The following is a 19,640-nucleotide window of genomic DNA, read 5'->3' as shown; positions in this document are numbered from 1 at the left end:
ACGGTGCGCCCCGGGTCTGAGCTCAGGTCTCGCCAGCCTGACGTGCGCGCGCACGCCGTTTGAGGAAGACCTCGATCTCCTTGATCGATTGAAGGTCGCCACGCTCCCGGGCGACTTCCAGGCCCTGTTGCCAGGCGGCCTCGGCCTCCTCGCCGCGAGCGAGCCTTTCGAGGGCCCGCCCCAGCAGCTTCCACGCGGCCGAGTAGGTCGGATCGAGCCGCGTGGCCTCCCGCAGATGCAGCGCGGCGGCATCGAACTGCTCTTCACGCAGCAGCGCCTGGCCCAGGCCGTAGCGCAGCATGGCGCCATCGCGGCCACTGGCCAGCAGACGTTCGAGGTTGGCCCGCAAGCTGGGAGGGGATGGGGGCGGTGCGTGGTCGGGTTGGGTCATGGGTTCTCGATGTCCCTCATGGACGTCGCAGCGATCGCCGCCACGGGCCTCTCATGGAGGCGGGCGGCCATCGTATCCGCCCTGCCGACTCCCTGCCGTCCGAGGCGGAAGTCCCCTGGATCCTTCACATTGAGGATGAACCCACGCCTCGATCGGAGGCCCAATGGAGACCCCGCGCGCGCCAGCGCGCGTGGCTCATCCGCCCTTCAACGAAGCCTCGACGAGGATCGACATGATCGAACGGTACTTTCGCCCGGGCGTCCGCTTCCTCTGGAACAAGCCGCCCGACAACAACGGCAACGTGGGCGGCGCCATCGTCCCCAGCGCGGGCGTCGCCACCCCCTTGACCTACGACGGACTCGACGGACACTCGGCCGCCGTCGATCCGCTGCTGCTGCTCTCGAATGCCAGTCACGTGCTCGGCATCGCCAAGGGCGCGAACGTGCCCTACGCCTGGCTCGATTACGCGCCGGGACGTACGGCGCAACTGCCCATCGCGGGCGCCGACATCCTCACGGGCTACATGAGCGGCTGCCTGATCGCGCGCGGCACGGCGGGCGGTGTGATGAGCGCCTTCCACCTCGGCACGATCGACAGCCGCCCCGAAGTGAATCGCACCGTCAAGGAGGTCTTCAGCGACGCGCTGCCGCCGGACGTGACGGGCTTCTTCCCCAACCGCGCCTGGACGGCCGGCGAGCTCGCGCTCATCCAGGGCCGTCTCGGTGGTACCGCCGGAGCGGCGTCGATCATCGGGCTCATCACGGCCACGGGCGCCTTCTATGCCGTCGCCTTGTTCCAGATCCAGGAGCCGCGCCCCGGCGGCGTGGGCGGCGTCACCTTCACGAATCCGGCCGGGCTGCGCTACTGGTGCGTGGGCGGCATCAAGCCGGTGCCGGCGCTCAATCGCATCCGGGTCCGGGGCGAGGTGCTGCACTGAGGCCGCGGCCCGCCTGAGCCGTCGCGAGGTCGGCGCGCCGCACGCGGCAGTCTGCAGGTCCAACTGGCCCGGCATCTCTTCCGGTGGGGCGCGCTGCCCCGCTCCCGGGCGATGGCGACGAGGTATGTCGAGGCGATCCGACAGCGCTTGGGCGAGCCGGCCGAAGGCCCGGTCACGCCCGACGCCATCCGCGAATGATCCGGCGTGTCCCATGCTCGATCGCCCGCCAATGCTCGATCAGGCTGAGCGAGAAGCGGTAGCTGACGTCCTCGCCACTCTCGCGGTCGAACATGTCCACCGCGCACTGCGGATTGAACAGTGATTGAGCCGCCTGGCTGTCAGGGTCGTGGCTGTGCATGTGGAACAGACCGCCGTCCCGCAGGGGACCGATCCATTCCACCCGGTCCTGGTGGCTGCCGTCGGGCTTGATCCAGCGGTAGCCGCTGAGGCCGAAGCGGGTGATGCTGGGCGTCGCCTCGATGACGCGGGAACGGTGCAGTCGCGCCATGACCTGCTCCACCGTCAAGGACGCGTCGGTGCCATGAACCGCGAACGACAGATAGTCGATCCGCCGACGATCCCCGTCGTCGACCCAGTTGGTCGGCGAGTAGCCCTCAAGCGTGGGCCAGAAGAACGTCAAGCCGCCGATGCCCCGACGGTCCTCCGAGGGCAGTTCGTAGCGGTCGGCGCCCGGTACGGCGTACTTGCTCAGATCCGAGCGCGCCTTCGGGGTCGTGTAGTTGGCGGGCCACTCGTAGATGCGGCCCGCGACCTGCGCGCGAACCGGCGCGGTGGAGAAATCCCGATCCACCAGGCGCGCGTTCTCGATCATGAGCGGCACGGCATCGGGCGGCAGGTTCGCCTCGGCGAATCGGCGCGCGTGCGTGACCGTGGCGGATTCGGCCGGCGCCTGTGGGGGAGGGGCGTTCTCCCGGCGCCCGCAGCCGCTGGCCGCGACCGCGGTCATGCCCAGGCCCAGGCCGAAGGCTCGTCGGGTCATGCCCGGGCTGGCGGCGGCTTTCGACCCCGTCACGTTGCTCATCGCTGCATCCTCTCCTGTCGCTGCCGGAGCCCGTTCACCAACCGCTCAGCCGCGGGGACAGGACGGATGGGGGCTCATCCCCGAGCTTGTACCCGATGGCGGAACGTCGGCCGGATCGCCTCGATCGGGTTTCTCCACGGCGCCGCCATGGTTTCGCGAAAAGAGACTTCAGCGCCGCGCGCAAGCGGCCGATATTGAAGACATGAACATCGCCAACTCCTCCAGCGTCAACGCCGCGGTCAGCAGCGCCTCCAACAGCACGCCGGGCACGGTCGGCAATGCCGCCAGCCTGTTGGTGCTGCGCAAGGCACTGGATACGCAGGAATCCGGCGCCGCCGCGCTGCTCGCCGCCTTGCCCCAGGCGCCGGCCCTGGCCACCGAGGGCAGCCTCGGGCGCAACGTCAACACCTACGCCTGATCCGCCGGCGCGGTCGGCGCCCGGCTCTGGCGGCGGATCGCGACTCACCGCTCCAGCAGGGGCCAGACCTCCACGACCCCATGGGCCACGGCGCATGGGGTCTTCGCCACGAGGGCGATCGCTTCCTGCAAGTCCCTGGCCTCGATGACGGCGAACCCGGCGATGGGCAGCGCGCTGCGCAGAAAGGCCCCGTCCGTCGTCTGGAGGCCGCCGTCGTCGGGATTCCGGACCTGAACCGGCGCGCCGGCGATGCCCATCAAGGCGCCCCCGGCCTTCAGGCGGGCGTCCTGCGCGTGCGCCGCATCACGCCGTTCGGGCGCGGTACGCTGGTAGCCCGCCTCGTCGCCATATCCCACGGTGATGAACCTCGGCATGGGGAACTCCTTCGCGATGCCATCGCCCCGACCGGGCAATCGGGATTCCCCGACCTGACGAGCCCGTGTCGATTTCCGGCCGCGTCATCCGTCGTCCGGACATCACCCCTTGAAGGAACCCTTCCCATGAAATACCTCGGCCTCGCCTACTTCACGCCCGAAGCCTTCGCCCAGATGTCGCCCGACGAGGTCAAGGCGCTGGTCAGCCAATGCCCGGCCCTGGACGAGAAGATGCGCGCCACCGGAAAGATGCTGGTGTCCGCGTCGCTGGGCGACCTGGACCGGTGGAAGACGCTGCGCCCGCGCGCCGGCAAGACGCTGGTCACCGACGGGCCTTACACCGAGGCCAAGGAGGTCGTCGGCGGCCTGTTCATCATCGAGGCCGACACGCCCGAGGAAGCGCAGCGCATCGCCGCCATGCATCCGGCCGCCACGATCGGCGAGGCCGGTGGCTGGGCGGTCGAGCTGATCCCGCTGGACTTCTATCTGACGCCGTGAGCGACGGTGCCGGCCCGGGCGGTCAGGCCTTGGGTTTGAAGAAGTGGAAGGACTCGCCGCGGGCGAGCTTCTCGATCACCTGCGCGATGCGCCGGGCGCGTGTCTCGGGCTTCACCGCGGTCTGGATGCGCCACAGCACCGCATAGCGATTGGCCGCGTTGAGCGTGGCGTAGAAGGCCTGCGCCTGCGGGGCGGCCGCCAGCGCGGCCAGCAGGTCCTCGGGCTCCGAGGCCGTGCGGGGGCTGTCATAGGCGCGCTCCCAGCGACCGTCGGCCTTGGCGGCCTCGATCTGGGTCAGGCCGGGCGCCTGCATGCGGCCGGTCTCGATCAACCGGGCGACCTTGTCGATGTTGACCTTGGACCAGATGCTGCGCGCGCGTCGCGGCGTGAAGCGCTGCAGGAAGTGCTGCTCGTCGAGGCCCCGCTTCTGGCCGTCGATCCAGCCCCAGCACAGCGCGATCTCCACCGCCTCAGCGTAGGTGACGCTGGGCTCGTCGGCGCCCCGCTTGGCGATCTTCAGCCACAGGCCGTCGGACGCGGCATGGTGCTTCTTCAGCCAGGTCTCGAAGGCCTTGGCCGTCTTGAAGAGGACCGGGGCGAGATCGGTGGGGGTGTCGGCCATGCGGCGGAGTGTGCCGGAGATCGCCGCCCCGTCGTGCCGTCGTTTGGCAGCAGCGAAGGCCCCAACGAGCAACGCCGCGGGATCACCGCGGCGTTGGTGGGGGGGGCGACCGAGCGCTCCCGCGCTCAGCCTCCCATCACAGCGACTTCAGCCAGGCCAGCAGGGCGTCGCGGTCCATCTTCGACAGCTGCTGGAAGCGCTGGCGCGACTTCTCCGCCTCGCCGCCGTGCCACAGGATGGCTTCGGTCAGGGTGCGGGCGCGGCCGTCATGCAGGTAGCCCACCGGCGCGGACGCCTGCACCTTGTCGGTGTAGCCGATGCCCCACAGCGGCGAGGTCCGCCACATCGCGCCCTGCGCCTTGCCTTCCGGCAGGTTGTCGGCCAGGGCCGGGCCCATGTCGTGCAGCAGCAGGTCGGTGAAGGGACGGATGGTCTGGTTGCGCAGTTCCGCGAAGGGGTGCGTGTTGCCGGTCTTCATCTCCGCCGTGTGGCAGGCCGCGCAGCGCAGCGCGTCGAAGACCTTGCGGCCCGAGGCCACCTGCGCCGGATCGACGCGATGCTCGTCCGTCGGCGCGACGCCGCGCGGGAAGCCGCTGGACAGGCTGCGCTGGGCCGGCACGGCCAGCAGCTGCATGTACTGCGTCAGCGCCGTCAGGTCGGTCTCCTGGATGCCCTTCTGCGCCGGGGCGGTGCGGCAGCCCGCGGGGTCCGTCGCGCAGCTGCGGTTCGGGAACACCGGCGAGGTCACCGACATGTCGTTCAGCAGCGCGGCGGCCGCCTGATGACGCACGCTCGCCTTGTAGGCCTTCCAGCCGAAGCGGCCCAGGCGCGTCTCGCCCGTCTCCGGATCGACCACGAAGTTGGCCTTGCCGAGCACGCCGTCCACGTCGGGCTGGGTGCGGGCGCGGGCCAGGATGTCGGCCTCGGGCACGGCTTCCAGCAGGCCCACGCCGATCATCGGCTGGGCCAGGCGCGCCGACCACAGCTGCGGGACCGGGCCGTCGAAGCCGAACTTGGGCTTGCGCAGCTCGACCTTCGTGCCGTCGGCCAGGGTGACGCTGGAGGTGTCGAAGCCCACCACGCGCACCGCGTTGCCCCAGTCCTGCGGCTGGCCCGAGGCCGACACCGCGTTCATCTGGATCGCCGAGCCGTAGCGCGGGTCCGGACGCACCGCGCCGTCGGCGCCTTGCACCGCGACGTGGAAGGACATGGTGTCCAGGCGCTGACCGATCGAGAACGGTGCCGGGCTGCGGCCGTTGTTGGTGTGGCACTGCACGCAGGCCGTGGCGCTGAAGCGCGGGCCGGTGAGGTTCTGGATCGAGGTCATCGGGTCGTTGCCCGGTTCCGCGTGCACGCCCGTCACGAAGCTGCTGTGCACGGTGCGGCGGCCTTCGACGAATCGCTGCAGGTTCTGCATGCCGATGTTGTTGAAGGGCTGCTGGAACATCCGGAAGCCTTCGTCCGAATAGTTGTAGGACACGGAGCCCAGACCGCCCGACCAGGTCGATTCGGGGAGCGGGGTGCTGTTCAGGCGCGGCTGGATGCCGTACCAGGGCTGCAGGCCGGCGCCCATCACGTAGATGACTTCGGTCGTGTAGTAGCGGAAGTCGCCCTTGTCTCCGATCGCGTCCATCGCGGCGCGGCTGGAGAAGAAGGAGCCGGTGAACTCGATGGCCTCGCCCAGCTTGAGGTTGCGCGCCGGGATGTTGACGCCGTTGGGCACCAGCACGCCGTCGGCGTTGGGCGACAGGTCGGAGTGGCCGGGCATGTTGTCCAGCACCACCGAGCAGCCGTCGTTCGCGCCGATCACGCCGGCGTAGCCGGTCGAGGGCTTGAGCAGGCCGTTGGCGGGCGGCTTGGGCATGACCGGGCAGGAGGTCAGGTCCTTGAAGCCGTCGGTGTAGGTGGTGTTGTCCAGCAGCTGGCCGGGCGACATCCAGCCGTAGCCGGTGACATGCGGATCGTCGATGCGGCGGAAGAACGAGTGGCCGCCGCCGCGCTGCGCTTCCTGGAAGTACTGGTTGACGATCAGGCGCGGCTTGGTGACGCCGGGCACGCGGCTGTTGTCGATGAACTCCACGCCCCAGGTCCGGTTGCGGAAGTAGTTCGCGACGAAGTTCATGTAGTTGCCCGGGCCCTTGTCGACCGGGTTGCCATTGGCGTCCACGGTCTCGTTGGGGCCGAAGCCGATCTCGTTCCAGTCCTCGCCGCGCTCGCGGCCGTGGCGGCCGACGCCGCGCTGGCCGAAGCGGGTGACCAGCGTGCCGTCGGGCAGCGTGAACTGCAGCGTCTCGATCGGTGCCTGCGGCTGGAACAGCGCGGCCACGTTGCTGTTGGCCGGCGCGGGGAAGGGCGTGGTGGTCGTCGTCGGGATGCTGTTGTCGCTGCCGATGGACTTGAACTCGACCTCGAACAGCGAGTAGCCGTAGTTGGTGGCGCGTGTCTGTCCCTGCAGACGGACGTAGCGGGTCTTGACGCCGAGGTTGTAGTACTCCTCGGTGCCGCCCTTGCCGTTCTGCTGGTCGCGCAGCTGGGTCCAGGTCTTGCCGTCGTTGGAGATCTGGATCTGGTAGGCCTTGCCGTAGGCGTTCTCCCAGACCAGCTTCATGTAGCCCAGGTTGACCGCGGCGCCGAAGTCGAACTGGATCCAGGCGCCGTCCTCGGCCTTGCTGGCCCAGCGCGTGCCCAGGTTGCCGTCGACCGCGTTGGCGGCGGCCAGGCCGTTGTTCTCGACGCTGGACGCGAGCACCGCCGTCGGTTTCAGCGCGACGCCGGGCTGGCTGGTGTCGCCGTCGGGCGTGGTGGGGGTGGTGGGCTGGTCGGGCGTGGTCGGATCGGTCGGGGTGGTGACCGGCGGGACCGGCGTGCCGGTGAAGGCCTGGATCTCGAAGATCGAGTAGCCGTAGTTGGTCGAGCGGCCCTGACCCTGGATGCGCAGGTAGCGGCCGTGGCCGGTCAGGCCGGTGATGTTCTCGGTGCCGCCGGGGCTGTTCGCGACCGTCTTGATGGTCGTGAAGTTCGTGCCGTCGTCGGAGACCTGGATCGCGTACTGGGTCGCGTGCGCGTTCTCCCAATGGATCAGCACGCGGGAGATGTCGACGGCGGTGCCGTAGTCCAGCGTCAGGTTGGCGTCGTCGGTGAACGCGCTGCCCCAGCGGGTGGTGTCGTCGTGGTCGATGGCCTTGTCGGCCGACAGGTCCCCGCGCTCGGTGGCGCTGGAGGTGGCGGCCACGGGGGTGAGTGCGGTCTCGCTGACGTCGCCGCCCAAGGCCTTGGCCCGCGCCGCGGAGTCCGCCGTCGAGGTGGAGGAGATCTTGGCGTCGGGGCCGGCATCGGACTGCCCGCCGCCGCAAGCCGCGAGCAGCGCGGCGCCGAGGAGCGCAGGGATGACGGCCCTGCCCGTGATGTATCCGAGTCGATGGAACGACATATCCATCCCTCCCGTGCCTGTGGGGTGCGTTGTGGTGGTGTGGTGGACGGCCGCCGCGTGGTGTCGGCGCGCCGTTGCCTGTCCCCCGTTCGAGGGGCAAACGCGGCGGAGTGTCTGGTTTGTTTTGCCACCCGGCAAGTTTTAATGTGTTTCAGGATGCACACGAATCCCGGGATGTCGGCAACGGAATGGACACGGCTCTCTACATTCCGGTGGCGAGGGGCAGGCTTGACGGTCGCTTCACGCTGTTAGGGTTGCGGATGTGACCGGGACATGACCTAGACGATGAGCACTTCGGACTCCACCACCACGCGACGGCGCGAGCAGCAGCGCTCGGCGGACACCAAGCAGACGATCCTGAAGACGGCGCTGCGGGAATTCGCCGAGCACGGCTTCCAGTCGGCGAGCATGCGCACCATCGCGGAGCGCAGCGGGCTGACGCACCAGCTGATCAGCTACCACTTCCAATCCAAGGAGACGCTGTGGCAGGCGGTGGCCGCCCACGTCTACGAGACCTTGCAGCGGGCGCGGGAGGGGCTGATCGGCCAGGCGCGGACCGGGAGCCCGCTGGAGCAGCTGCGGCAGGAGTTCAACGCCTATTTCCACTTCACCATCGTCCACCCGCACCTGCACCGCTTCATGCTGCAGCGGCGGGAGGAGAGCCCGGACGGCGAGCGGCAGGAGTGGATGGCGCAGCACTTCCTGCGGCCGCACTTCGAGCTGGTGAAGCCGCTGATCAAGGCGGCGCAGAAGAGCGGCGACCTGCCCAAGGGCGAGCCGGTGCTGCTGTACTACGCGATGGTGTCGCTGGCCAACACGCTGTCGGTGATGGGGCCGGACATCGAGGCGACGGCGGGGATGGGGGCGTCGGATCCGAAGACGATCAAGGCCTACATGAAGGTGATGGACGAGCTGCTGTTCAAGGGTGGCAAGGCCTGACCCCATGCGGGTGTTCGTTGCGATTCCTGTGCTGCTGTCCACGACCATCCAGGGAACCTGCGGCAGGCAGATCGCCAGACCATTCCTGACGACCAGCGTCGATCACAGGACGAGGCTGGTGCTGCGCTGGGCGGACGAGGGCTTGTCCCGTTCCCGCTGCGAATGCATGAGGACGCTCTTGATCAAGCTGTCCAATTGATTGGAGAGCGGCGATACGCTCTACGTAAGCATTGACGGCGAAGTGGCCCGGCATGCGCGGGTCAAATGATCGCCTTCTTGGGCGTCCATCGCTTGAGAGAGCAAGCCGATATACATACACGCGTGTCCGATATTTCACCGGCCGACGTAGGCGAAATGCATGTCGGTGGTGAGCCCAACAGTGAGCGGCGCTTTGACCCTCAATCGCGGGGCTGGAGATCTAACGTGTGCAAACCTTCGATACAGTCGCGTTCGTCACGGAGGAGAAGCTATGGGGTGGGGTTCTAGCCAGAGGATCTTTGCAGATTCGCCCATGAAGGGGAGAGTGCCCTTTTTGGCAATACTCATCCATCTCGCTGCTGTCGGATTGAGCCTGCCAGTCGCGGCGGAGCCCGTGAATGCGCGAGTGAGTACGCTTGAAGCGCGTGACCTGGATGGTGACGGTGTTGCGGATGCGTTTTATGACACGGTGCTCAACATCACTTGGTTGCAAGACTGGAATCTTGCCAAGACGAAAAAGTACTCTGGAGCCACAGCCGATGGAGGAATGGACTGGATCACTTCCTTGAAGTGGGCCTCCGAGTTGAAGATCGGGGGCTATGACGATTGGCGATTGCCGACGGTGTCGAACGGCGTGAATGAGATCGCACATCTGTATTTTGAAACGCTGGGGCACACTGACAACTGGCAAGTCGACTACTCCAGCAATCTGGATGGTCGGCCTTTTGTTAACTTCTCGGCTGGTTTCTGGTGGCTAGGCACGGAGGATCCGCTTGATTCTGGGCGAGCCCTGAACTTCTGGAACGGATATGGTTTCAGAAACAGTTCGGTGAAGACGATAAGTCTCTATGCGGTCGCTGTGCGAGATGGCGATGTTCGCGAAGTCCCGGAACCGAGTTCTTTGCCCCAGGTGCTTGCGAGCCTTGTGCTCCTTCAAGTCTTCTGGCGCTATCGCAGGACCACGATGTGACATTGGCGTTCTGGGTGTCCTTGCGCCATGTCAATGATCGATGACGAGCATTCAGCGAATGAAGCTCGCCCGTCTCGGCTCTGCGGATCTTCGCGACGAACTCTGCTTCTCCTCGGGCTTCTCCTCGCCGGGAGCGTATGCGCCGGAGCACCCGCGCAGCATGCGGCGCAAGCCCGCATCCACTACTTCGGATTCGAGATTCAGCGCATGACCGGCATTCACGAGGAGCAGATCGAGTCCATCGGACACCTGTACCACGCGAACGCCGACTCGTTGGCGCGGCTGCTCGCCGAAGCGCCTGTGTCGAAGGAGGCCTACTGCGCGCGGAATGTCCGGGCCAAGATCGCGATGCCAACCGGAGACGTGTACTACATCGATGCCGGTGGTGTCGCGCGGGTCGGATCGAGGGTGGTGAAGATCGACACGACAGCGTTCAAGCGACTGGTTCACCTGGATCCGGCTGGCGGTTGCCCGAAGGACCCGTGCGGCCGGTGACCGCGAAGGTCGGCATCAACCGGCCGCCTTGAGCGCCGGGATTCGATCCGGATCACCGCGCCTGTCGGGAGACAGGGTCGCGTTCATCCAGAACGCTCTCCATGAAATCTCCACACATCGTCAACGGGGCGTCCACACCCCGGTTGGAGACTTCTTCCCATGCTGTCCACACCTCCCGGCCTCGGGCCCTCGCCGCTGACGATCTTCCATGTCGTGTTCTCACGCGGCCGATCCAGCGCGGAGCGCCATGCGCTCGATCTGGCCGAGGCCCAGGCCGTCGCCGGCCATGCGGTCCACGTCGTCGGCTCCGGCGCCCGCCTGCGGCGCTCCGTGCCCCAGGGCGTCACCTGGCATGCGTTGCCTTTCCCGCTGCTGCGCGACGCGCGTCTCCACGCGCTTCTGCGCCGGCATCAGGCCGATGTCTGTCACGGCCACCTCGGGCCGGCCTGCAAGGCCGTGTCGCGCTGCGACGGCGTGGTGCGCGTCGGGACGCTCCATCAGGGCTTCGAGCCGAGCCGGCATGAGCTGCTGGACGGCGTCGTCTGCCTGAATCGCGACCAATGGCACACCCTCGGGACCTACCTCGGCGCGGCGCGCGTCGTGCCGCCCTGGGCGCCGCGGCCGCGAGCCGCGCGGCCCGGCCCCGGGCTGAGGGAGCGCCTCAAGCTCGCCGAGGACCAGGTGCTGATCGGGACCGTCGCCCGGCTGACCCGGTCCAAGGGCGTGGACCTGCTGATCCGCGCCTTCATGCAGTCGGCGCCCGGCCACGCCGTCCTGGCCATCATCGGGGAAGGGCGACAGGCGAGGGCGCTCAAGCGTCTGGCCGACGACCACCCCGGCATCCACTTCCTCGGCCATCGCGACGACATCGACGCCGCGCTCGAGGACATGGACCTGTTCGTCTCCCCGTCGCGCGAGGAGGACCTGTCGCTGACGCTGCTGGAGGCGATGCGGGCGGGCCTGCCCATCGTGGCGACGCGGACCCAGGGCGCGCGACAACTGCTGTCGGACGCGCATTCCACCCTCGTGCCCATCGGCGACGTGCCCGCGCTGAGCGCCGCCTTGCTGGCGCGCATCCGCGGGTTGCGCATGCCGATGCCCGGGCTGCGGCCGGCGCGCGAGCGCGTCACTTACGACCTGGGTCTGTACGAGCGCGACGCCGCGGTCGCCCGCATCGAGTCCTTCTATCGCGCGTTGATCTCCGGCGGCGCCTGGCAGTCCAAGCGACTCATGCCATCGGGGTCGTCGGTGCCGCCGGAACGTTCGGCCAGGTGAGCTCGATGGCGGTGCCGCCCAGCGGGGAGGGCACGCACACCGCTTGACCGCCGTGCGCGCGTGCGATCGCGCCCACCACCGCGAGCCCCAAGCCCGTGCCGCCGCTGTCGCGCGACCGCGAGCTCTCCGCGCGCCAGAAGGCCTCGAAGACGCGTTGCGCCGCGGCGGCCGGCACCCCGGGCCCCTCGTCCTCGACGCGCAGCACGCAGCTGCCGCCCGACACGCCGGCATGCACCCGCACCGCGCCGGGCACCGCGTACTTGCGCGCGTTCTCCAGCAACGCCAGCAGCACCTGCCGGATCCGCACCGGGTCGCAGTGCGCGCGCGCCGGCGGCAGGTCCAGCTCGATGTGCTGGCCCGCGCCGCGCAGCGTGTGCTCGTAGACCTCGGTGACCTGCCGGACCTCCGCCCCAAGGTCGGTCTCCACCACCTGCATCAGCAGGTGGCCGCTCTCGGACAGCCCCAGCGTGCGCAGATCCTCGATGAGCCGCGTCAGGCCCTCGACCTGCGTCAGCAGCTTGAGGAACTGCTCCTGCGACGGCTCGAAGACACCATCGGCCAGGCCCTGCAGCCGGCCGCGCAGGATGGTCACCGGCGTGCGCAACTCGTGCGCGATCGCGGCGTTCCACTGCGCCTTCTCCTGCGTCACGCGCTCCAGCTGGTCGGCCATGGAGTTGAAGTCCTCCACCAGCCGCGAGGCCTCGCCCAGCGACAGGTCACCACCGATGGCGCGCGCGCCCAGGTCGCCGGCGGCCACGCGCTGGATGCCCTCGGCCACGGAGTTCAAGGGGATCAGGATGCGCCGCGCGAGCCGCGCCGCGACCCAGGCCGCGCCGGACATCGCGGCCACCGTCGTGACCACCATCCAGGCGATCTCCGGCGGCGTGAGCTCCCAGCTCTCGGTCTCCAGGATGTCGGGCTGGAACTTGGACATCAGGTAGTAGAAGGCGAAGGACCCACCGATCACCATCGCCGTCAGCCAGAACGCCATCATCGTCATCGACACCACGATGCGGCGGCTCAGGCTGCCCGCGGCGGCCACGGCCGCGGCGTCCGCCACGGCGGGCGCGTGGCCGCCCGGGCCGGGCGCTCCGCCGGGAGCGGCGCCCGTCATCGGCGAGCGCACGTCGTGCCCGGTCGTCATTCCACGCCCCGGAAGCGGTAGCCGATGCCGCGCACGCTGGCGGGCACGCCGCTGACCCCCAGCTCCTCGAGCTTGCGGCGCAGCTTGCTCACATGGCTGTCGACGGTGCGCTCCAGCGCCTCGCCCTCCGGGAGGCAGGTCTCGAGCAGCTCGGCGCGGCTGTAGGCACGCTTGGGATGGCGGGCCATCTCGGCCAGCAGACGGAACTCGGTCAGCGTCAGCGCCAGGGTGTGCAGGCCCCCGTCCCGCGCCGCGCCCACGATCGCCGCATCGACGTCGCTGGCGTCGGCCAGACCACGCGTGTCGACCGTCGCGACGTGGTTCTCCAGGTCGATCTCGAAGGGCGGCACGCGCAGCACCTGGCCGGGCGGGCGGCTGGGTCGGCCGGCGCGGCGCAGCACGGCATGCACGCGGGCCACGACCTCGGCGGGGTTGAAGGGCTTGACCACGTAGTCGTCGGCGCCGATGCGCAGGCCGGTCAGCTTGTCGATGTCCTGGTCCAGCGCGGTCAGCATGATGACGGGCGTGTCGCCGCGCTGCCGGATCGCCGCCAGCACCTGCCAGCCGTCGAGCAGCGGCATCTGCACGTCCAGCAGGACGAGGTCGGGCTTGAGCGACAGATGGCCCTCGAGCGCGCGACGTCCGTCGGTGGCCCGCGCGGTGCGCAGGCCCTCGCGCTCGAGGTAGGCCTGCAGGATGTCGGCGATCTCGGGCTCGTCCTCGACGATGAGGACGAGCGAGCTGGAGAACGAGGCCGGCGCGGGCGCGCCCGGCGCGTGAGAGGGGGAAGAGGCGAACGGATCCGTCATGGGGCGGGATTCTCTCCCCGGTCGGGTCGCTCCATCGAATCTCCACAGAACCTCAGCGGCGCCTCCATCGTCGCTGCCCAGACTTCGCTTCTGTCATGGCGACCCGCGTCGCCGACTGTCCTGAAGTGTCCTGAAGTCTGAAAGCGACCTGAACATGAAGCATCGAATGCCCTGGAACCGGCGAGGCGGGGAGGCCCCGGTCCGACATCCCGATCACACGACGATGGCCGAGACGGCCTGCTCCGGAAACGCCCGCCGCGACGCGGCCGCGCTGACGCTGCCCACCAGCCTGAGCGTGCTGGCGATGGCCGCGCTGCTGGGCGCCTGCGGCATGGAGAGCGCCGCCGAGGAAGCGCCGCCGCCCGCACCGCCGCCGCTCGTGGGCATCGCCACGATCCAGCCGGAAGCGGTCACCATCACCGAGACCTTCCCGGGCCGCGTGGCCGCGCTGCGCGTGGCGGAGATCCGCCCGCAGGTCGCGGGCATCGTGCAGCGCCGGCTGTTCCAGGAGGGCGCCGAGGTGCGCGCCGGCCAGCCGCTGTTCGCGATCAACGCCGCGCCCTTCAAGGCGGAGGCCGCCGTCGCCGCGGCCGCGCTCAAGCGTGCCGAGGCCTCGCTGGCCCGCTCGCAACAGCAGGTCGACCGACTGGCCCCGCTGGCCAAGGCCGAGGCCGTCAGCCGCCAGGCCTATGACGACGCCCTCACCGAGCGCGACCTCGCGGCCGCGGACGTCGCGCAAGCCCGCGCCACGCACGAGCGCCGCAAGCTGGATGTGGCGTTCTCCACGGTGGACGCGCCGATCGCCGGCCGCATCGACCAGGCCTTGCAGACCGAGGGCGCGCTGGTGTCCGCCGGCGACGCGACGCCGCTCGCGCGCATCGTGCAGATCGACCAGGTCTATGTGGACGTGCGCCAGCCGGCGTCGGCGCTGGACGGCATCCGCCGTCAGCTCGACGCGGCCAGGCGCGGCAGCGGCAGCATCCCCGCCGTGGTCATGCGCTCCAGCGGCGAGGCCTACGACCTGAAGGCCCGGGTGCTGTTCTCCGGCATGTCGGTGGATGCCGGCACCGGCGACGTGCTGCTGCGCGTGCTGGTCGAGAACCCGCGCCGCGACCTGCTGCCCGGCATGTTCGTGCGGGCACGCATCCCGATGGCGAGCTACGACGGCGCGCTGCGCGTGCCGCAGCAGGCCGTGGTGCGCACCGGCGACGCGACCAAGGTCTGGGTGCTGTCGCGCAACGGCCATGCGCACCTGGCCGACGTGAGCCTGGGCGAGCTGTCGGACCGCCAGTACCGCGTGGTCCAAGGCGTGCGCGCCGGCGACCGCGTGGTGGTCTCCGGCATGGACCGCCTGGCCGAGGGCGTGCGGGTGCAGCTGGCGCCGGTGACCGCGGGCGCCTCGGCGGCCACGGCCACGACGTCGGCAGGACCCGCCGCCGGGCCGGCCGGCGTGGTGTCGACGTCCGCGTCGACCGGTGCGTCGACCGGCGCGCAATGAGGAACCGGGAGATCCGTGATGCCTGAGTTCTTCATCAAGCGACCCGTCTTCGCATGGGTCATCGCGCTGTTCATCATGCTGTTCGGCCTGATCGCGATCCCGCAGCTGCCGATCGCGCGCTACCCCTCGGTGGCGCCGCCCTCGGTGACCATCACCGCCGTGTATCCGGGCGCGACGCCGCAGGCCATGAACGACGGCGTCGTCGGCCTGATCGAGCGCGAGCTCTCCAGCGTCAAGCACCTGCTGTACTTCGAGTCCTCGGCCGACACCTCCGGCATGGCCTCGGTCACCGCGACCTTCAAGCCGGGCACCGATCCGGCGATGGCCCAGGTGGACGTGCAGAACAAGCTGAAGTCCATCGAGCCCCGCCTGCCGCAGGCGGTCCGTCAGAACGGCCTGAACATCGAGTCGGCCTCGTCCGGCTTCCTGATGATCGTGGGCCTGCGCTCGGACGACGGCGCCGTCGACGAGACCGCGCTCAGCGACTACATGGCGCGCAACACCGTCGAGGAGCTGCGCCGCATCGAGGGCGTGGGCCGCGTGCAGCTCTTCGGCGCGGAGCAGGCGCTGCGCGTCTGGGTCGATCCGGCCAAGCTGGTCGGCTTCGGCCTGTCGATGAGCGACATCAGCGCCGCCATCACCCGCCAGAACGCGCAGATCGCGCCGGGACGGCTGGGCGACTCGCCGGCCGTGCCCGGCCAGCGCGTCACCGTGCCGCTGACGGTGCAGGGTCAGTTGGGCTCGCCCGAGGAATTCGCCGCCATCGTGCTGCGCGCCAACGCCGACGGCTCGCGCGTCCTGCTCCGCGACGTCGCGCGGGTGGAGCTGGGCGCGCAGGACTACAACTTCCGCACCAGCGAGAACGGCAAGACGGCCACCGCGCTCAGCGTGCAGCTGACGCCGGGCGGCAACGCGGTCAAGACCGCGCAGCGCGTGCTGGACCGGCTGGAGGAGCTCAAGCCCACACTGCCCAAGGGCCTGAGCTACTCGGTGCCCTTCAACACCGCGCCCTTCGTGAAGATCTCGATCGAGAAGGTCGTGCAGACCCTGGTCGAGGCCATGGTGCTGGTCTTCCTGGTGATGTACCTGTTCCTGCAGAACATCCGCTACACGCTGATCCCGGCCATCGTCGCGCCCATCGCGCTGCTGGGCACGCTGGCGGTGATGCTGGTGTCCGGGTTCTCGGTCAACGTGCTGACCATGTTCGGGATGGTGCTGGCCATCGGCATCATCGTGGACGACGCGATCGTGGTGGTCGAGAACGTCGAGCGGCTGATGGCCGAGGAGGGCCTGAGTCCGCGTGACGCCACCCTCAAGGCCATGCGCGAGATCACCGGCGCGGTGATCGGCATCACGCTGGTGCTGACGGCGGTCTTCCTGCCGATGGCCTTCGCGAGCGGCTCGGTGGGCGTGATCTACCAGCAGTTCACGCTGTCGATGGCGGTGTCCATCCTGTTCTCGGCCTTCCTGGCGCTGAGCCTGACGCCCGCGCTCTGCGCGACGCTGCTCAAGCCCATCCCGGCCGGCCATCACGAGAAGCGCGGCTTCTTCGGCTGGTTCAACCGCGGCTTCGAGAAGCTGACCGGCCGCTACGCCACCGGCGTGGGCAAGCTGGTCGCGCGCAGCGGCCGGATGATGCTGGTGTTCCTGGCGCTGACCGGCGTGCTGGTCGCGGGGCTGCGCATCCTGCCCTCGTCCTTCCTGCCGGAGGAAGACCAGGGCTACTTCATGACCATCTTCCAACTGCCCTCGGACGCGACGGCCGAGCGCACGCGCGACGCGGTGCGGGTCTACGAGCAGCACCTGGCCACGCGACCGGGCATCGAGTCCAACATGTCGGTGCTGGGCTTCGGCTTCGCGGGCTCCGGCCCCAACGCGGCCATGGCCTTCACCAACCTGAAGGACTGGAAGTCCCGCGGTGGCGCGACCACCGCCGACGAGGCCGCCCGCGCGCAGGCCGCGGTGGCGGGCGTCGAGGGCACGGTCATGGCGGTGATGCCGCCCGCGATCGAGGAACTGGGCAACTCCTACGGCTTCACGATGCGGCTGATCGACCAGTCCAACCAGGGCTACGAGGCGCTGAAGGCGGCGCAGGCCCGGCTGCTGGAGCTGGCCGCGCAGAGCAAGCTGGTGGCGGGGGTCTATCCGGAAGGTCTGCCGCCGGGCGTCAGCGTCAAGCTGGACATCGACCGTCAGAAGGCCCAGACCCTGGGCGTGGAGTTCAGCGACATCAGCGACACGCTGTCGACGGCGATGGGCTCGCTCTACGTCAACGACTTCCCCAACAAGGGTCGCATGCAGCAGGTCATCGTGCAGGCCGACGCGCCCGCGCGCATGCAGCTGGACGACGTGCTGAAGCTGACGGTGCGCAATGGCGCGGGCGGTCTGGTGCGGCTGTCCGAGCTGGTGCACCCGAGCTGGCGCGAGGCGCCGTTGCAGCTGGTCCGCTACCAGGGCTACCTGGCCGCGCGTATCGCCGGCTATGCCAACTACCCGGCGTCCAGCGGCGAGGCGATGGCGGAGATGGAGCGCCTGGCGCAGCAGCTGCCGCCCGGATTCACCGTGGCGTGGACCGGCCAGTCGCTGCAGGAGCGGGAGTCCGCCTCGCAGGCGCCCCTGCTGCTGGCGCTGTCGATGCTGGTGGTCTTCCTGGTGCTGGCGGCGCTCTACGAGAGCTGGGCCATCCCGCTGTCGGTGATGCTGGTCGTGCCCTTGGGCCTGATCGGCGCGGTGGCGGCGGTGTTCCTGCGGGGACTGCCCAACGACGTCTTCTTCAAGGTCGGGATGATCACCGTGATCGGCCTGTCGGCGAAGAACGCGATCCTGATCGTGGAATTCGCCAAGCAGCTGCGCGAGGAGGGCCGCGGCCTGGTGGACGCCGTGATCACCGCGGCGCGCATGCGGCTGCGGCCCATCCTGATGACCTCGCTGGCCTTCGTGCTGGGCGTGGTGCCGCTGATGCTGGCCTCCGGCGCGAGCGCCGAGACCCAGCAGGCCATCGGGACCGGCGTCTTCGGCGGGATGGTGGCGGCGACCGTGCTGGCGGTGCTCTTCGTCCCCGCGTTCTTTGTTTTCGTGATGAGCTTGCGCGAGCGGATCGCCGCCTGGCGCGAGCGCCGCAAGCCGTCCCTGATGTCTGGTGAACAAGCATGAAGCTTCTCGTTCTCGTGGCCGCGCTGGGCCTGTCGGCCTGCGCGATGACCCCCACCCTGGAGCGGCCGGCGCTGCCGGTGCCGACCCACTTCCCGCAGCGCGAGCTCGCCGCGATCCCTGGCGCCGACGCCCATGTCGACGCCCGTGTGGATGGCGGCGGAGAGGCCGCGGTGGCGGCGGAGATCGGCTGGCGTGCCATGTTCAAGGACCCGCGCCTGCAGCGCCTGATCGAGATCGCGCTGCGCAACAACCGCGACCTCAAGCTGGCCGCGCTCAACGTCGACGCGGTGCGGGCGCAGTACGACATCCAGAAATCGGCGCAGCTGCCGCAGTTGGGTGTCGGCGTGAACGGCACGCGCGAGCGCACGAATGCCGGCGGCGTGTCCAGCCTGCAGACCTCGACCGGCGTGAGCGTCGGCACGACGGCCTTCGAGCTGGACCTGTTCGGCCGTGTCCGGGCGGGGTCCGAGGCGGCACTGGCCCGCTATCTCGCCTCGGAGCAGGGCCGCCGGGCCGCGCAGATCTCGCTGGTCGGCGCGGTGGCCGATGCCTACTTCGCCGAGCAGCTGGCGCAGGCGCAACTGGCGCTGTCGGAGCGCACGGTCGAGGACTGGCGCGGCTCGCTCGCGCTGGTGCGGCAGCTGAAGGCGGCCAACCAGACCGGGGCGCTGGAGCTGTCGCAGGCCGAGGCGCAGGTGGCTGGGTCCGAGGCCGACCGCGAGGCGCGCCGGCGCGAACTCGAGGTGCGCGGCCACGCGCTGGCCGCCTTGATCGGCCAGGCCTTGCCGGCGGACCTGCCCGATGGCGCGGGGCTGATGGAGCGCTCGGTGATCACGCAGCTGCCGGCGGGGCTGCCGTCGTCGACGCTCGCGCGCCGGCCGGACATCCAGCAGGCGGAACTGGGGCTGGTGGCCTCGAACGCGGAGATCGGCGTGGCCCGCGCGGCCTTCTTCCCGCGGGTGTCGCTGACGGCCTCGGTGGGCACGGCGAGTCCGGGCCTGAAGGGGCTGTTCAAGAGCGGCTCGGGCGTCTGGTCCTTCGCGCCGCAGATCACGCAGCCGCTGTTCATGGCCGGACAGCTGAAGGCGGAGCTGCGCCTGGCGGAGATCCGCAAGTCGGCCGCCGTGCTGGAGTACGAGCGGGCGGTGCAGCAGGCCTTCCGCGAGGTGGCGGACGGCCTGACCGGCCGCGACCTCTACGCGCGCCAGGCCGAGGCGCAGCAACGCGCCGCCGCCGCCGCCGAGCGCCGCGCGGGGCTGGCGGAGATGCGCTACCGGGCCGGCGTGGACAGCCGTCTGGAAGTGCTGGACGCGCAGCGGCAGCTGTACGCCGCGCGCCAGGCCCTGTTGGACCTGCGGCGCGAGGAGATCGCGAATGCGATCGGGCTGTACAAGGCGCTGGGCGGCGGGTTGGTGGAAGACGCCTGACCCGCCGGGCCGGCCCATGC

Annotated in this window: 18 protein-coding genes; 11 read left to right on the top strand and 7 right to left on the bottom strand. The window is 69.6% G+C overall.

Going from position 1 to position 19,640, the window contains the following annotated elements; genetic code table 11:
* Nucleotides 1-22: 22 nt before the first annotated feature.
* Complete coding sequence (locus MCHT01_RS09320) at nucleotides 23-391, bottom strand: tetratricopeptide repeat protein (protein ID WP_067064902.1); 369 nt, start codon at nucleotides 389-391, stop codon at nucleotides 23-25.
* A 232-nt stretch (nucleotides 392-623) separates the two neighbouring features.
* Here MCHT01_RS09320 and MCHT01_RS09315 point away from each other — a divergent pair, with 232 nt between their 5' ends.
* A complete protein-coding gene (locus tag MCHT01_RS09315) occupies nucleotides 624-1,328 on the top strand; it encodes a hypothetical protein (protein ID WP_148661460.1) in 705 nt (234 codons plus the stop codon).
* A gap of 172 nt (nucleotides 1,329-1,500) precedes the next feature.
* On the opposite strand, the gene MCHT01_RS09310 is transcribed toward MCHT01_RS09315, so the two are convergent.
* Nucleotides 1,501-2,370, bottom strand: coding sequence for a hypothetical protein (locus tag MCHT01_RS09310; RefSeq protein ID WP_067064898.1), 870 nt, complete (start codon nucleotides 2,368-2,370; stop codon nucleotides 1,501-1,503).
* A 202-nt stretch (nucleotides 2,371-2,572) separates the two neighbouring features.
* Here MCHT01_RS09310 and MCHT01_RS09305 point away from each other — a divergent pair, with 202 nt between their 5' ends.
* Nucleotides 2,573-2,788 carry a putative motility protein gene (locus MCHT01_RS09305; protein WP_067064896.1) on the top strand — a complete coding sequence of 72 codons (216 nt, stop codon included), beginning with the start codon at nucleotides 2,573-2,575 and terminating at the stop codon, nucleotides 2,786-2,788.
* A 44-nt stretch (nucleotides 2,789-2,832) separates the two neighbouring features.
* Here the strand turns inward: MCHT01_RS09305 and MCHT01_RS09300 are convergent, their stop codons facing one another.
* Entirely contained in the window at nucleotides 2,833-3,162 is a 330-nt protein-coding gene (locus MCHT01_RS09300; RefSeq protein ID WP_067064895.1) for a YciI family protein, read from the bottom strand.
* A 126-nt stretch (nucleotides 3,163-3,288) separates the two neighbouring features.
* Here MCHT01_RS09300 and MCHT01_RS09295 point away from each other — a divergent pair, with 126 nt between their 5' ends.
* Nucleotides 3,289-3,660, top strand: coding sequence for a YciI family protein (locus MCHT01_RS09295; protein WP_067064893.1), 372 nt, complete (start codon nucleotides 3,289-3,291; stop codon nucleotides 3,658-3,660).
* A gap of 22 nt (nucleotides 3,661-3,682) precedes the next feature.
* Here the strand turns inward: MCHT01_RS09295 and MCHT01_RS09290 are convergent, their stop codons facing one another.
* Nucleotides 3,683-4,282 carry a YdeI/OmpD-associated family protein gene (locus MCHT01_RS09290; RefSeq protein WP_067064892.1) on the bottom strand — a complete coding sequence of 200 codons (600 nt, stop codon included), beginning with the start codon at nucleotides 4,280-4,282 and terminating at the stop codon, nucleotides 3,683-3,685.
* Between the two features lie 136 nt (nucleotides 4,283-4,418).
* Entirely contained in the window at nucleotides 4,419-7,712 is a 3,294-nt protein-coding gene (locus MCHT01_RS09285) for a di-heme oxidoredictase family protein (RefSeq protein ID WP_067064891.1), read from the bottom strand.
* A 285-nt stretch (nucleotides 7,713-7,997) separates the two neighbouring features.
* Between MCHT01_RS09285 and MCHT01_RS09280 the strand changes: the two genes are divergently transcribed.
* The 5 genes from MCHT01_RS09280 (at nucleotide 7,998) to MCHT01_RS09265 (ending at nucleotide 11,589) form a co-directional block, all read left to right on the top strand.
* Nucleotides 7,998-8,651 (top strand): TetR/AcrR family transcriptional regulator, encoded by a 654-nt coding sequence (locus MCHT01_RS09280; RefSeq protein ID WP_067064889.1) that lies wholly within the window; start codon nucleotides 7,998-8,000, stop codon nucleotides 8,649-8,651.
* Between the two features lie 4 nt (nucleotides 8,652-8,655).
* Nucleotides 8,656-8,850 (top strand): hypothetical protein, encoded by a 195-nt coding sequence (locus MCHT01_RS09275; RefSeq protein WP_067064887.1) that lies wholly within the window; start codon nucleotides 8,656-8,658, stop codon nucleotides 8,848-8,850.
* Nucleotides 8,851-9,255: 405 nt separating this feature from the next.
* Entirely contained in the window at nucleotides 9,256-9,819 is a 564-nt protein-coding gene (locus tag MCHT01_RS26135) for an Lcl C-terminal domain-containing protein (RefSeq protein ID WP_169806110.1), read from the top strand.
* Between the two features lie 207 nt (nucleotides 9,820-10,026).
* The gene (locus MCHT01_RS09270) at nucleotides 10,027-10,314 is read left to right on the top strand and encodes a hypothetical protein (protein ID WP_067064886.1); all 288 of its coding nucleotides are present in this window, start codon (nucleotides 10,027-10,029) and stop codon (nucleotides 10,312-10,314) included.
* A gap of 159 nt (nucleotides 10,315-10,473) precedes the next feature.
* Nucleotides 10,474-11,589, top strand: a complete 1,116-nt coding sequence (locus tag MCHT01_RS09265; RefSeq protein WP_067064884.1) for a glycosyltransferase family 4 protein — start codon at nucleotides 10,474-10,476, stop codon at nucleotides 11,587-11,589.
* Here the strand turns inward: MCHT01_RS09265 and MCHT01_RS09260 are convergent.
* Nucleotides 11,543-12,589, bottom strand: a complete 1,047-nt coding sequence (locus MCHT01_RS09260) for an ATP-binding protein (protein ID WP_067064915.1) — start codon at nucleotides 12,587-12,589, stop codon at nucleotides 11,543-11,545. The genes MCHT01_RS09265 and MCHT01_RS09260 overlap by 47 nt on opposite strands.
* Before the next feature lie 140 nt (nucleotides 12,590-12,729).
* Nucleotides 12,730-13,542, bottom strand: coding sequence for a response regulator (locus MCHT01_RS09255; protein ID WP_084452266.1), 813 nt, complete (start codon nucleotides 13,540-13,542; stop codon nucleotides 12,730-12,732).
* Nucleotides 13,543-13,846: 304 nt separating this feature from the next.
* Here MCHT01_RS09255 and MCHT01_RS09250 point away from each other — a divergent pair, with 304 nt between their 5' ends.
* From MCHT01_RS09250 to MCHT01_RS09240, 3 genes are read left to right on the top strand one after another with little or no spacing between them, the layout of a single operon-like run.
* A complete protein-coding gene (locus MCHT01_RS09250) occupies nucleotides 13,847-15,040 on the top strand; it encodes an efflux RND transporter periplasmic adaptor subunit (RefSeq protein ID WP_067064912.1) in 1,194 nt (397 codons plus the stop codon).
* A gap of 18 nt (nucleotides 15,041-15,058) precedes the next feature.
* On the top strand, nucleotides 15,059-18,193 hold the full coding sequence (locus tag MCHT01_RS09245; RefSeq protein WP_067064883.1) for a multidrug efflux RND transporter permease subunit: 3,135 nt from the start codon (nucleotides 15,059-15,061) through the stop codon (nucleotides 18,191-18,193).
* Nucleotides 18,190-19,620, top strand: coding sequence for an efflux transporter outer membrane subunit (locus MCHT01_RS09240; protein WP_067064881.1), 1,431 nt, complete (start codon nucleotides 18,190-18,192; stop codon nucleotides 19,618-19,620). The genes MCHT01_RS09245 and MCHT01_RS09240 overlap by 4 nt, the downstream gene beginning before the upstream one ends.
* Nucleotides 19,621-19,640 lie beyond the last annotated feature (20 nt).

The organism is Mitsuaria chitosanitabida ATCC BAA-476 = NBRC 102408 (assembly GCF_001598255.1).
GTDB lineage: Bacteria > Pseudomonadota > Gammaproteobacteria > Burkholderiales > Burkholderiaceae_C > Roseateles > Roseateles chitosanitabidus.
This window is presented reverse-complemented; position numbering and strand designations above follow the sequence as displayed.